The 13,595-nt window shown below is 42.9% G+C and carries 15 protein-coding genes; 5 read left to right on the top strand and 10 right to left on the bottom strand.

The window, feature by feature from the left end:
- Positions 1 to 9 precede the first annotated feature (9 nt).
- Both ACH59B_RS11850 and ACH59B_RS11845 read right to left on the bottom strand, forming a co-directional pair.
- Positions 10 to 702, bottom strand: a complete 693-nt coding sequence (locus tag ACH59B_RS11850; RefSeq protein WP_249507453.1) for a pseudouridine synthase — start codon at positions 700 to 702, stop codon at positions 10 to 12.
- A 140-nt stretch (positions 703 to 842) separates the two neighbouring features.
- A complete protein-coding gene (locus tag ACH59B_RS11845; RefSeq protein WP_045245195.1) occupies positions 843 to 1,034 on the bottom strand; it encodes a DUF3934 family protein in 192 nt (63 codons plus the stop codon).
- Positions 1,035 to 1,392: 358 nt separating this feature from the next.
- Here ACH59B_RS11845 and ACH59B_RS11840 point away from each other — a divergent pair, with 358 nt between their 5' ends.
- The 3 genes from ACH59B_RS11840 to ACH59B_RS11830 all read left to right on the top strand — a co-directional run bounded on the left by ACH59B_RS11840 (position 1,393) and on the right by ACH59B_RS11830 (position 3,950).
- Entirely contained in the window at positions 1,393 to 1,881 is a 489-nt protein-coding gene (locus ACH59B_RS11840) for a histidine phosphatase family protein (protein ID WP_249507452.1), read from the top strand.
- 28 nt (positions 1,882 to 1,909) lie between these two features.
- Positions 1,910 to 3,322 (top strand): hypothetical protein, encoded by a 1,413-nt coding sequence (locus ACH59B_RS11835; RefSeq protein WP_016818997.1) that lies wholly within the window; start codon positions 1,910 to 1,912, stop codon positions 3,320 to 3,322.
- A gap of 199 nt (positions 3,323 to 3,521) precedes the next feature.
- Positions 3,522 to 3,950 carry a VOC family protein gene (locus ACH59B_RS11830; protein WP_090891185.1) on the top strand — a complete coding sequence of 143 codons (429 nt, stop codon included), beginning with the start codon at positions 3,522 to 3,524 and terminating at the stop codon, positions 3,948 to 3,950.
- A gap of 73 nt (positions 3,951 to 4,023) precedes the next feature.
- On the opposite strand, the gene ACH59B_RS11825 is transcribed toward ACH59B_RS11830, so the two are convergent.
- Positions 4,024 to 4,407, bottom strand: coding sequence for a helix-turn-helix domain-containing protein (locus ACH59B_RS11825; protein WP_017428532.1), 384 nt, complete (start codon positions 4,405 to 4,407; stop codon positions 4,024 to 4,026).
- Between the two features lie 231 nt (positions 4,408 to 4,638).
- On the opposite strand from ACH59B_RS11825, the gene ACH59B_RS11820 reads away from it, so the two are divergent.
- A complete protein-coding gene (locus ACH59B_RS11820) occupies positions 4,639 to 5,214 on the top strand; it encodes an NAD(P)H oxidoreductase (protein WP_044786541.1) in 576 nt (191 codons plus the stop codon).
- A 74-nt stretch (positions 5,215 to 5,288) separates the two neighbouring features.
- Here the strand turns inward: ACH59B_RS11820 and ACH59B_RS11815 are convergent, their stop codons facing one another.
- From ACH59B_RS11815 to ACH59B_RS11800, 4 genes are all read right to left on the bottom strand, one after another.
- On the bottom strand, positions 5,289 to 6,296 hold the full coding sequence (locus ACH59B_RS11815) for an iron ABC transporter permease (protein WP_126666726.1): 1,008 nt from the start codon (positions 6,294 to 6,296) through the stop codon (positions 5,289 to 5,291).
- Positions 6,293 to 7,318, bottom strand: coding sequence for an iron ABC transporter permease (locus ACH59B_RS11810; RefSeq protein WP_016818992.1), 1,026 nt, complete (start codon positions 7,316 to 7,318; stop codon positions 6,293 to 6,295). The genes ACH59B_RS11815 and ACH59B_RS11810 overlap by 4 nt, the downstream gene beginning before the upstream one ends.
- A gap of 33 nt (positions 7,319 to 7,351) precedes the next feature.
- Complete coding sequence (locus ACH59B_RS11805) at positions 7,352 to 8,335, bottom strand: ABC transporter substrate-binding protein (protein ID WP_404303817.1); 984 nt, start codon at positions 8,333 to 8,335, stop codon at positions 7,352 to 7,354.
- Positions 8,336 to 8,466: 131 nt separating this feature from the next.
- Complete coding sequence (locus ACH59B_RS11800) at positions 8,467 to 8,916, bottom strand: immunity 63 family protein (protein WP_016818990.1); 450 nt, start codon at positions 8,914 to 8,916, stop codon at positions 8,467 to 8,469.
- A gap of 175 nt (positions 8,917 to 9,091) precedes the next feature.
- Here ACH59B_RS11800 and ACH59B_RS11795 point away from each other — a divergent pair, with 175 nt between their 5' ends.
- The gene (locus ACH59B_RS11795) at positions 9,092 to 9,526 is read left to right on the top strand and encodes a hypothetical protein (protein WP_044786547.1); all 435 of its coding nucleotides are present in this window, start codon (positions 9,092 to 9,094) and stop codon (positions 9,524 to 9,526) included.
- Positions 9,527 to 9,573: 47 nt separating this feature from the next.
- On the opposite strand, the gene ACH59B_RS11790 is transcribed toward ACH59B_RS11795, so the two are convergent.
- The 3 genes from ACH59B_RS11790 to ACH59B_RS11780 all read right to left on the bottom strand — a co-directional run bounded on the left by ACH59B_RS11790 (position 9,574) and on the right by ACH59B_RS11780 (position 13,536).
- Positions 9,574 to 10,494, bottom strand: coding sequence for an aminoglycoside phosphotransferase family protein (locus ACH59B_RS11790; protein ID WP_404303814.1), 921 nt, complete (start codon positions 10,492 to 10,494; stop codon positions 9,574 to 9,576).
- A gap of 201 nt (positions 10,495 to 10,695) precedes the next feature.
- A complete protein-coding gene (locus ACH59B_RS11785; RefSeq protein ID WP_123797176.1) occupies positions 10,696 to 12,717 on the bottom strand; it encodes an FAD-dependent oxidoreductase in 2,022 nt (673 codons plus the stop codon).
- A gap of 288 nt (positions 12,718 to 13,005) precedes the next feature.
- On the bottom strand, positions 13,006 to 13,536 hold the full coding sequence (locus ACH59B_RS11780) for a hypothetical protein (RefSeq protein WP_123797175.1): 531 nt from the start codon (positions 13,534 to 13,536) through the stop codon (positions 13,006 to 13,008).
- Between the last annotated feature and the right edge of the window lie 59 nt (positions 13,537 to 13,595).

Genomic DNA, 13,595 nt, shown 5'->3' with positions numbered 1-13,595 from the left:
TTGTACTCATTATTGCAATTTAGCAAGAAGTAGCTCCAGTTCCTCCTTCTCAAGATGTCTCCATTGCCCACGTTCCAGATGATCCAAGGTAATATTCATAATTCGAACACGTTCCAGCTTTAGCACCCTGTAGCCCAAAGCCTTGCACATTCTACGAATTTGCAGATTCAATCCCTGTGTCAAAATAATACGAAACTCGTATTCGCTTATATGTTCAACCTTACACGGTTTGGTAATGACGTTCAATATTTCAACGCCGCGAGACATGGTCTGTGTAAATTCATCTGTAACAGGCTTGTCTACCCTCACCACGTATTCCTTCTCATGACCATGCTCGGAACGCATCATTTGGTTGACAATGCTTCCATCGTTGGTTAATAAAATGAGTCCCTCTGACGCCTTATCCAGTCTGCCAATGGCAAAAATACGTGAAGGATAATTGATATAACGAATAATATTGCCCTTCACTTGCTCCGCTGCCGTACGTACAATGCCGATAGGCTTATTTAATGCCAAATATACGGGTTTACTACGGTTAACTGGGATAGTTTCCCCATCAATTAACACGATGTCCTGTGGCTCTACTTCCGCACCCGCTTCACATACGCTACCATTAATTGTAATCCGCCCTGCTGCAATCAGCCTGTTCGTTTCCCGACGTGAGCAGAATCCTGTCTCACTAATGTACTTGTTAATTCGCATGATTCACTTCCTTTACATTGTAGTATCAGATTTATAGATAACTATAGAGAGTAGATCTGTATTGTTTTATTAAAAAAACATCTGATTACATATGCATAATCAGATGTTCGACTTTGAAAACAACCCTATACATGCTCGGCTTACTTACTTCTGCCGCCTCGATTCCCATTTGGCTTGGCAGCAGCGCCTTTTGCAGCTCCGGTCGCTGTATTTCCCGGCGCACTTGCAGCAGCGCTTTTCCGCCTTACTGGCTTCGCTGTTTTGTTCCAGCGTGTCCAGCCTTTACTTCCCGTACCTCTGCCGGTTCCGCCACCCTTACTTTTTCCACCCATATTATAATCACTCCATGACTAGTCGTTCAGATTTAACTAAGCTATCATACCATTACTTTGAACATAATGCCTGTTTGTTTTGAAAACAGAAGCAATGAATTGAAAATATTTATGTATACCAGTCCTGATCTACTATAAATCTGCGATAAGTAGCTTTACCGTTTGTTATAGTTGTATTTTTTTGGATTTTTAGATTTTAACTTCGCAAAAATTAGGTGTCAAAAAAAGGACAGCATAATCATGTGAAAGCTCACACATGTTAGTCTCTGGGCGAAAAAAATGTTTACTTAAATTCCTTTAAAGGATAATTTTATCCGAAGAATGAGGGTGTTAAATAAGTACTGATGTAAAGTTATATGTGGCTCGCCACGGTATTGGAACTGGTAATGAGCCAGATGCTCCACTCAGTTCAGATGGCTTTAATCAGGCGGAACAGTTAGCTGATTTTCTGTCCCAAATGAAAGATTTACATGTAGACCGTTTGATTTCAAGTCCATATACGCGAGCCTGGCAGACTGCGGAATTCATCGAAGAAAGATTAAAAATCAAACTTGGTCCACCTGGAAACCGCCTTAGAGAGCAAGGAGTAAGAGGCGTTACCGAAGAGGAATCGGATGAAATGGTTATCGCCCGGGTCACTTCCCTAACGGAAGAATTGCTGAAAAACGATCAACACACCTTTCTGTTGGTCACCCATCGCTTGATCCTAACACTTCTGTTGCATCACTATGCTCCAGATTTTGTTCTGGAGGAAATAACAAATCCGGATCTCTATCTTTTAACGTTTCGTGATGGAAAGTGCCAGGTGAAGCGTTTGTGGAATACGATGCAGCCTGTTGTAGTTTAATTCAAAAAAACTGGGAGGTAAACTAATTATGCAAGGAATGCTGGAAAGAAATCGCATCACTACTGTTACCAAACCGGATGTATCCAACATGTCTCTTTGTATCGAAAATGTGAAGAAGGCTGTGCTCTCCAATCTTCAGGGACCATCAGATCCTACAGACTATCATCAACTGATGGGAAGACTCCACGCGGCCAAAGCCAAGCTGCCTAAAATATATCAAGAAACGGTTGCAAGTCCGTTTATTAAAGAACTGGACGAGCTCGGGCAACAAGGCTTCACTGAAATTTTAATTCAGGACCCAAGCAGAACTAGAGCTGCCGGACTCATGCTGGATATTGCTCAGAGCATTTTGCAAAATGGAGAAGGCTACAATGTCCTCGCGACCGATGCTTTTCAGGAAATTGTGAGCGACCTGTATGACGGTTTTCTTAGCGCAGAAGATCGCCAAGGAATAAAAGAACCAGATCTCAGTATCATTCCAGCTCTTGTAAAATGGGGAGCGCCGGAAAATGGCCCATACACATGGCCCGCTGACGCCACAGCCGCATTTAAAGTGCAAGCAGCTATAGTTAGCCTTCCTCCTGCACATGCGACAAACGGTCTAATGGCTTGGTCCAGTATCCCGCATGAAGTATGTGGTCATGATATTTTGCATGCTGATCTGGGTCTACTTCAAGAGTTGGCCAATGTGGTCAGAAACAGATTAAACAGCGAAAATATTGGACAAGGGCTACCGGACTACTGGGCTTCTCGCATTGATGAAACCGCGTCTGATGTATTGGGTGTCCTAAATTTGGGACCAGCAGCTGCCATTGGTTTAGTCGGTTATTTTCGGGGTATGAATGCCGCGTTTTCCGGCAGAGCTCAACTTCGAAATGAGGGACCTGCCCGTGATCCACACGCCGCAGATATTTTACGGGGATACTTGGGTGCCTACGCCACTGCACTGTTGGAATTTGACCAAGCTGGAGCATGGGCGGAAATCATTGAATCGGAAACCGACAAGGATTTGTCCAATATTAAACTTAACGGCAGAGCTATCGACGCTAACACAGCAAAACGTTCTGCACGTATTGTGGCAGAATCCATAATGAAGACTAAACTTATAAGCCTCGAAAACCACAGTCTGGATGAAATCCAGAACTGGAGAAACGAGGATGAGAGCGTCGCCGCACATTTACGAACCTTGCTGCAAACTACAGGTTCGCTTACTGACGAGCACCGTTCCGGCTTCTACGCTGCGCATGTGGTAGCTGCTGCTATCACCGAGGGTCTTTCTCGCGAAGCGGATCTGCAAGTTATATTTAATCGGATGATATCGCTGTTAAAGCTGATGCACGACACCAATCCTGCTTGGGGACCACTTTTCGTACAGCATCCCGGCGACATTTCACGTCATCTGCTCTATCATCCAGCCTCTCCAAACTTGATTTCCATCTAGCCAATCCATAATCATAACCCGCAAAAAGTTTGTTTAAGGGCAAGCATCCTTTTTGCGGGTTACTTTCCTTTAAAAGACGCTCCCCCCTTAACGGCTACGTGTTAGGATGTCAGCAAGAGTGTATTTTTGCTTGTGCACAGGTTAATAATGAAAATAAGAAATTAGCCTGTAAAAAATCAGCCAAAAGGGAATGACGCAGATGTCAGTTGATGTTTATCTTAACTTTAATGGAAACTGTCGCGAGGCAGCAGAATTTTACGCACATGCTTTTGGAACTGAGAAACCAAAGATCATGACGTTCGGGGAAGCACCGCCCAACCCCGATTATCCTCTACCAGAAGAAGCCAAAAATCTGGTCATGCATACGCGGCTTCAAATTGATGGAAGTAATGTGATGTTTTCAGACGTTTTTCCTGGTATGCCTTTTGTTGCGGGAAACAACATCAGCCTCGCCATCGTCAATAAGGACGAGGAGAGAATTCGTTCATACTTTCACAAATTAAAAGAAGGCGCGACCGTAAACATGGAGCTTCAAGAAACATTCTGGAGCAAATGCTACGGTAGCCTTAAAGATAAGTTTGGAATTGAATGGCAATTAAGCTATGATAACGAAATGACCGGCAGATAGGCCTTTTATATTGTCATACGACAGTGGAGCCTTCGCAAGCTTTTCTGATTGAATGCTTTGTGAGGGCTTCATATCAATCGCAGCCTTGAAATTCTTCCAAAACCTTGGATTTGTCTCCATGGATCTTATCCAGGTGATTCTCTCCCCAATAGCATAAATGGTCTAGTGCGGGTTTTAATCCCCAGCCGTACTGCGTTAACTCATACTCCACTTTAGGTGGGATTTCATTATAAACCTCTCGTGTAACAATCTCATCCTTTTCCAGGTTTCTGAGCTGAGTGGTCAGCATTTTTTGAGTAATGCCAGGCATTAACCGACGAAACTCAGACGATCGTTTCCGTCCTGTCATCAGATGGTAGATAATTAAAGGCTTCCATTTTCCTCCCATTACCTCTAAAGCTGCTTCCACTCCAACTTGATACTTCTTTTGAACCCTATTTTTGGTCGGTTCATTCATTCCTTTATCCTCCTTTAGAAGGCTACGTTTGCTAAAAACAACCCATCACTTCAATTCGTGACTCAGGTCAATTTAGGTAATCTACCTAGGGCACTTCCATGTTCCTATGGCACCTGTATTATCCTATAGAACGTAAAAGTGCGTACTTCCAGATTATTTTCCTAATGTTTATAATAGCAGCAAGCATGGAGCATGCCTAGAAGTTAGCCTATTGAGAAAGGTAGTGAAAACATGAAAGTACTAGTCGTTGTTTCACACCCAAGAAAAGATTCCCTGACCTTTAAGGTTGCCGGTCGTTTCGTACAAGGTCTTGTCGATGCGGGCCACGATTATGAGATATTGGATTTGCATGGGATCGGTTTTGATCCTGTTTTAAAAGGAGTAGATGAACCGGATTGGTCCGTTGCGGAGCAGTCTTTTTCCCCTGAAGTAGAAATGGAAATAAGGCGGTTGAAGGAGCATGATGCGTTGGCATTTATTTTTCCACTTTGGTGGTGGCATTTGCCAGCTATGCTGAAGGGTTATATTGACCGTGTATGGAACAATGGGTTTGCGTACGGTTCGAATTACCTTCATCATCAGCATATCTTGTGGATTGGCTTGGCTGGCGTTTCGAAAGAACAGCTGAAAAAGCGTAACTATGATGAAATGATTACTCATTTGCTGAATGTGGGTATTGCAGATTATTGCGGTGTTTCCAACTCCAAGGTTGAATTCTTAGATGAGACTCTGGGTTCAAATTCTGCTCATTATGAAATATTGCTGGACCAAGCTTATCGCTTGGGTCTGAATTATGCCAAGGATTAGGCTTTATTTACAAGCCGCTAACCCATCCATAATTTCCATGGAAGTGGGTTAGCGTTTTTTTCATTCATTAAACATTAACTGGCCTTCGACAACAAATAGAGAAAATAAGGGGTAACCAAGATAGTGATTATGATTCCGGTTGGAATATCAGCACCAAAACTGATCGTGCGTGTAAGGGTATCAGCAATCAATATAACGAGCGAGCCAACCAATGCAGTAGTAGGTAACAGCAGCTTATGATTGGGTCCTACCAACCTGCGAGCCAGATGGGGACTAACCATGCCCACAAAAAAGAAATTCCCACCAAGTGCCACGCTACCAGAAGCCAGAGCCACTGCTGCGATCGTCAAGCCGATAAATTCCCTTTTAATGGCTACGCCGAGCCCCGATGCTGTCTGATTGCCCAAATTCAGCGTATTGAGTGTGTTAGACCTGTAAAAAACGTAAAGGCTGATGATCAGCACCCAGGGGAGCAGCACCATAATATAGCTCCAGTCATCCCCCCAAAGATCTCCAGCCTGCCAACGCAGAGCAAAATCATACTGTTGCTTGTCTAATCGGAGCGTCAGTAGCAGCGCCAATGCGCTGTAGCCACTCCCCATAGCAACACCCGTTAAAATTAGGCCTGTAGGTGAAATGTCTCTTCCCCGCCTAAAAGCAAACATAAAAATCAAAAATGCTGCTGTGAGCCCGCCTGCAAAAGCCAGCCCTGGAAGAATAATAGGCGATAGTAATCCCTCACTAGCGAACAGCGTAATATATAAAAGCACGAATAACCCCGAGCCCGAGCTGATGCCTAGTGTCCCTGGACTGGCCATGTCGTTTTTGAGCAAGCTTTGCATAATACAACCCGATATCCCCATGCCAATACCCACTAATACGGAAAGCACAATACGTGGCAGTCGAAATTCAAATACGATCAGATTCTGCTTGCTCGTTCCTTCGCCGATGATGACCTTGAAAACTTCAAGTGGGGACAGATTCATTTTCCCGACATTCATGCTGAGTACAGCAACCAGCAGTGTCAACACGGTTAACAGTAAAATAATGCTTATACCCCTGCTATTGCGGGACAGATTCAACTAAACTCCCTCCTTTGCTTGCGCACAAGGTAGAGAAAATAGGGTACGCCGACCAAAGCAAAAATAATGCCTAGCGGCGTTTCATGAGGGCGATTAATCATTCGACCCAGCAAATCTGCTGCCAGTAGAAACACTGCTCCATACAACGCTGAGGCGGGAATAATATATCGATAATCTGTACCGACCAGATAGCGTATAATATGTGGCACGATCAAACCTACAAACCCAACAGGACCGACTACAATAACCGATAACCCCGTTAAAATTAATACGATTAAGGTTGAAAATAGCTTGATTCTATTCGCTCGAATTCCTAGGCCTGATGCCACCTCCTCTCCAAAGCTCAAGATCGTAATGGAGGGAGACAGGGCGATAGCACAGACCAAGCCCACTACAAATAGTGGTGAAATGAAAGCCAGTTCACTCCACTTGGCACTGGCTGTACCACCAGCAGACCAATAATCAAGTGCTTGACCAATCTCATACTTAATTGCGAGAAAAGTGCTGAACGCACCAAAGAGCATAGAGATGGACATTCCTGCTAGCACTAAGCGCTGAGGCGTCATCCCCCGTTTGCCTATAGACGCGATGTAGTACGTAATTCCTGTGGTGGTTGCTGCGCCCAAGCAAGAATACAGCATGGTTTCACCATAGGTGCGCCCTGGCAAAAAGGCCATACATAGCGCAATAGCAAATGTCGAGCCTGAGCTTATACCAATGAGTCCCGAGTCGGCCAATGGATTGCGAGTCGTTCCCTGCATGATCGCCCCGCACACAGCTAGGCTACACCCAACTATGATGTCCGCCACAGTGCGTGGAAAACGCAATGTATGAATAATTTGGTGTTCCGTAATATTGGGATCAAATTGAAATACAGCCCCCCATGCCAGCTTCAAGCTCATTTCCGAAGCACCAAAGGTGATGGATGCTGCGGAAACTATCATGAGCAGAAACACGCCCACAATCATGTAGCTTACAAAATGAAATATTCCTTTTTTATTTCGTTCTTTGTGAGTAGACATTGATTACACCCTTAGCTGGTCAATTATGCATCATTACTTCGTTTGTTCCAGTAATTTGCCAATAATATAATCTAGCTGTCCTGTCATACTAGCAACGTCCGAATAGTAGAACAGTCCTGCATATTTTGCTGGAATTTCGATGATGTGCCCATTTTTGACGGCTGGAATACTGCTCCAGATTTTGGTTTTCGCATATTCGGATTCTTTGCCTTCCTGCTTAAACCACAGGACATAATCGCCAAAGTATTCAGCAGCTACCTCATAGGATAAAGAACCTCTCCCCTCTCCAGAATTTTTAACCAATGTGTTGAGCTTTTCCGGTTTGTGAAGTCCTAGATAATCGTAAATTAACGTTCCTCCACGTGAGCCTGTTTCATAATATATTCCGTAGGAGCCACTGCCCCAGTCCTCAAAAATGCTAAACGTTTTGTCCTTGAATATGTCGGAATTTAGTTTTTCTTTGGCCTCACTCAACTTGCTTTCAAACTGTGAAATCACTTTATCCGCTTCTGCTTCATGTCCTGTGGCCTGACCAAGGAATTTCATCCGTTCCACAGACGTCATCTTACCCTCAGGTATTACAAGAACAGGTGCAATTTTGGACAGCTTATCATAATCTTTTGTATCATATGTAATGATGAGATCAGGATCGTACTTCATAATTTCCTCGGTCTCCCATTTTTCAATAACAGGAATCCCGTTAAACTTATCGTAAAAAGGCATGGTTTCTTGTTTCCAACCAAATACCGCAGCTGGCTTGATTCCCAGCGTGAATACATCGCCAATATACCAGTTCACCACTACCCGTTGGGGGTTAGCGGGCACCTTTACATCTCCTTTTATCGTAGAGACTGTACGTGTACCAGACTCACTGCTTGCCTCTTCCTTCGCCGAAGATGCAGGTTGAGCAGATGAATCTGAGGAACTGCCAGCATTTCCACACCCTGAAATAACGAAGATTATTACGAATAATGCACACAAAATCATGTAAAATTTCTTGCTCATCATATAATGCATGTTGTAAATTCTCCTTTAACATATTGTAATTGTAGAGCATACTTAAAATTAATGATATTGATAATCATTATCACTAATATAAAATTGTAAATTTCTCCTCCAAGATTGTCAACTGTTTCTTTAAGTTTTAGTTACTTTAATGGATTTTCCAACGTTGCCCTTCTATTCGCTTCATGCCATTCCTGATAGATTCCTCCAATTTCATAAAATGCTTTATTTATTGCAGTTGTCAGCTCCTTCATGATCTCCTTGGTATATTTTAGATGAGTATTTCGGTTATCTACTTTATATTTACGAAGCAGATTTAGGTGAGCAATGATATGAATCGTATCTTCGATGATCCAATACATCACATCCTCTACATCTTTCGTAAGCTTATTTAGCATCTGTACGCCTCTTTCATACATTTGGAGCGTGTATCCCTGTTTGCCAACTTTCACATGCGGACTCAGATCATCATAAAAACCTGTACGGAAAGGTCGGCTTACATATTGCTCATACTGTTCTTCGTACATCGAAGTTTGTTCGAGCAGCTTAACGGTCATTTCTATGATTTCTTGTTCATTGTATATTTTTCTCATCCTATTTCATCTTCCTTTTCTATACTAAAATTTAAGTCATCATCATATTAGGTTATAAGTAATGCAATAAAATACTAAACTATTTTTTTACCAACCATTAACAATTCTTTTTACTGCAAACGATAATTAGAATAGAGGGATTTTCCTCGATATTTTAATTGAAGGGGACAGGCAAATGAATAAAGTATGGGCGAAAGCATCGGCTATTTTATTGGTAGTGGTATCCCTAATCTTCAATGGAACGTACGCGCTCGCAGCTTCAGCAACATCCACGTATATCGTTACGTTTCAGCAAGCAACCCTGGTCTCGAATGACCATGTAGGCAACGATTGGGCCATCGCTGCCCAGGTGGCTGGTCAGTCCATTAGTGAAGGTAACAGCGTAAAAGTAAAAGCCAAGTCGGGTAGCAGCATTAAGCTGTATGCTTACGCTGAGGAACAAGACAAAATTCCTGATGTAGGCGAAATCACGAAAAATGTAAAGGTCTCTTCGGTTTCTTCCAAAGGTTCTACCGTTAAGTTAAGAGTCACTATTACTGAAAATCGTGGACGATACTCAGGTCATCAAGCCGTTTGGGAATTCACCTATAAGATTAAGAAACAATCATAAAGCACTATAAATAGACCGTCACTCTCAGGAGCGGCGGTCTCCATATTTTACAAGTCAGGACAACTAGGTAGATACCATTTCGGGATATAGTTTTGAAAGTAATCATATGCCTCCAAAACCTCTTCAGCTCGTTTTACCATATCGTCTACCTCTTCTTTGCCAAATGGAATGGCCCAGGGAATCGATGAAAGCTGATTGCTTGCAATATACAGTGCCATTAATCTAAAAAATAAATCCGGTACATCATTATGGAAATAACCGTGAATACGACCTGAAGCAAATAATGGGCTTAATCCTGCACACCAGGTAATACGGTTGAATTCTTCCCAGGGATCACCATAATCCAGCCTATTAAAATCAATGATCCCCAGTTCACCAGATGGGGTAACCACCATATTTCCGACGTGATAATCCCCGTGCTGAAATGTCTGGGGGCGATTTTCTAATAGATGACGGTTTTGCTCAATAAAGCTTATCGTTTGGTCTGCTCCCTTTAAAGCAATACCGCATGACTCAAAGTTTCTAATATATCTATTGATTTTGGCATTATAATGTTCAGCCCATGGGACCAGGTCCTGCTCTGCATGAATCTCATGCAATTTAGCCAATACCTCTCCCGCCTGAAACCCGAGTTGATACTGCTGTTCGGCGTTTAAGGATGGGATAACACCTTCAGCATCTTCCCCGTTGACCCAGGTAAATAAAGAGTATACCGACTGTCCGTTGTTGCATATCCCAAAATCAAGCGGACGGGACATTAGAATATTATCTATATGATGCAGCTTTTTTACGGATTCAAATTCTCGCTGTTTCTTGTCATATTGGGCGATATCCGAAATTCTCAATAGTAACTCCCTACCGTCAGCGGTTTGAATATGATACTTGTTGTCACTGGACCAGCCCTTATGTATTTCTTGCACGTTGCTCCATGCACTGGCACCTGGTATTTCCCTCAAGAGTTGACTCACGCTCGCATCCCTCCACGCTAATAATAGCCTTGCTTGCTATGCCTTCCATAGTTTACCTTCAAAATGAGGAAGGAATCAATCTTCTTGCCAGCATAAACCCAAATAAAAAGGCTGAAAAGACAAATTGTCTCTTCAACCGGATTATAAAATGAGTTGTTACATAAATACCCATCATAATTACCTATCACATATACCCTCAATTTAGTAAGCATAGGAAAACTCATTTTTAAATTCGTCTACTCGTTGAATGGTTTTCAGAATATTCCGACCTTCACGGGTACCATCAATAATACGACGCGCTTGTTTGCTGTCTCCGATGTTTACAACTTCCACTTGATGCTCTTTTCCATATTGAAGCAAGCTATCCATCAGCGGAGTGTATGAACGCATACCCAAACATACGAATCCGAGATCAAAAGGAATCTCAAACACCTGTTCTCCACGCTTTACTTTGAAACGGTCGCTGCACACTTCCGTCAAAGCTGTCTCTGTATGGACGTTCACTTCTCGTTCCTCCACCATTTTCATCATTGAAATGCGGGTAATCATATCCAGGTCCTTACCCAATATAGGCATCATTTCAATGATAGAAACTTCTTTAGCCCCGCGCTCTGCATAATATTCTACAACATCCAGTCCCACGGCTCCGCCACCCACTACAGCAATACGTTTGCCTTCAAACTCTTGAAAGTTCTCCACTTTGTTCAACAGATCAAAGATAGAAAATACTTTTGTACCCGGTTTTCCTAGTTGATCGTGCAGACCTGCAATCGGTGGAAGCAGCGGTTTGGCCCCCGTTGCATTAACAATAATATCAGGGTTCAGAGCACTAATCATCGTCAGATCTGCTCGTGTGCCTGTGACAATATTCAGATTGGTTAATTGCTTGGTGCGCTGAATCAGATAATCTGGGAAGTCATTGATGCGCGTTTTGTCTGGTAAGCGTGCAATATCACGCGCAAGGCCACCCAGTTCTGCCTTTTCTTCAAAGAGGGTTACTTGGCAGCCTACCTCAGCCGCTGTACAGGCCGCTTCCATTCCCGCGGTACCCCCACCGATCACAACGACTTGGACATTGTTTCTAACTCGTTGTTTCCGGTATTCAGCTTCCTTGAACAAATCTGGATTTACCGTACAGCAAATTGGTTTACTTTTGGAGATACGGTGATCGGCACAACCAATGTTGCAGGAGATGCATTTTCTAAGCAAATGCTCGTAGCCGTTTTGCACTTTGAGTACCCAGTTCGGTTCTGCGATCAAGCCTCTGCCCATTGCCAGAAGATCAGCGTCACCTCTTTCCAATATGTCCTGCGCAGCCTGTGGGCTCCGTATATTACCTGAGGTCATCGTGACCTTTCCGAATTTATCTTTTACTGCTTTAGCCATATAAGAGCGCCAACCATCTGGCAGGTTCATCCCGTCTATCTGGTACTGAATGGAATCATTTAGAGCTGCAGAAACGTTCAAAATATCTACCTCATCATTGAGATACTCCAGTAACTCCAGTGTATCTTCCAAGGTATTCCCACCTTCTGTAAACTCCTCCGCACTAAAACGTAAGCAAATGGGGAAGAATGGACCCACCACTGAACGAATTTCATCAATGACTAATCTGGCAAAACGAGTACGGTTTTCTGCGCTGCCGCCAAATTCATCCGTACGTTTATTGTACATCGGCGAAAGAAACTGACTCAGCAAGTAGGAATGTCCCGCGTGAATTTCAACACAGTCAAATCCTGCTCGCTGTGCTCTTCCCGCTGCTTCTCCGTATTTACGCACAATGGCATAAATTTCTTCTTTTTGCAAAGGTCTTGGAATCGCTCCACCCTTTTTAGAAGGAATATTCGAAGAAGAAACGGGTTGAACTCCGTTCAGTCGTCCAGCATAAGCCGAAGCACCCGCATGGTTAATTTGTACAGAAACACATGCTCCGTAAGAGTGCAGAGCTTCTGTTAATCTAAACAGTCCAGGAATAAACTGATCATTATCCATCCGCAGCTGGGTTGTTCCGTTCGTGCCCATTGGGAAATCCAAACAAACATTTTCTACTGTAATCAGGCCGGTCCCCCCTTTGGCCCGTTGTACGTAATAGTCAATATGATCCTGAACAAAGCTTCCATCCATGGCAGCAAAGTTGGTTCCCATCGGGGGCATTACAATCCGATTCTTCAAGGTCATACGCCGTATGGTCAGAGGTTCAAATATCGCAGGATAGTGGTTCATAGTTCTTCCTCCTTGCAGTTTTGCAAATTTCATTCATTTTCAAGTTTCATTACATAACTCATATATGTGATTTTTTTCACTTTAAAGAATATCGAAGTTTTATTGAGTACGATCATTCCTTATGACTTGATTTTATATTATTCGATCTATAAATTCTAATGCTATTTTATACGCTGAATCATAGTTTCAGTCTATAGATAAAATATAGTCCTACATAAAAAAAGGAACCATCCTTTAAGAAATGTTCCTTTCAGCTCAAACCCAAATCATACTTTATTCGTTATTCACCTATGTATCCGTTCTTTTGAAACCGTAGGGCCTACGCTCCAATATACCTTCCCTAACATATCTGTCCAACAGTTCACACATTGTAGCATATCCATTTTTGCTAAATGAAGGTGTGTAGGCTTTGGCTTTAGGAGAGGTGTTCAGATATTGAAGGAAGAATCCCTCATCTATCACCTGCGTATCGTAAATATAAGCTTCAATCGATGTATGCCGTTCTGGGTGATGCTCCCCAATATTCACAAACAGACAATGATCACCATGTAAATCAGCTGACCATATTCCATCTATAATCAAGTCTGTTTCTCCTTGTTCCAGCCATTCAAACTGAGTTGGGAACGGAACGTACTCAGAAGGTCTCATTTGATGGGTTTCGGTAGCCATTCGTTCACATAAACGCTGCGCAGATAGCGTGTACTCGTCCCAAAAGCCCAAAATAGCCATATCTCTTGCGCGCGAGTATCCCCATTCTTGATTTTCTTCTGTCGAAGTTTTGAACTGTGCTAACGATTGGTTTATCCTCTTATGCTTCATTGCTGTTCTCCTTCCTCCGATCTATCACAAGATGTACTCCCATTTAGAAACCAAAAATC

Origin of the sequence: Paenibacillus sp. DP01 (assembly GCF_044784315.1) — a bacterium.
Lineage (GTDB): Bacteria > Bacillota > Bacilli > Paenibacillales > Paenibacillaceae > Paenibacillus > Paenibacillus polymyxa.
This window is presented reverse-complemented; position numbering and strand designations above follow the sequence as displayed.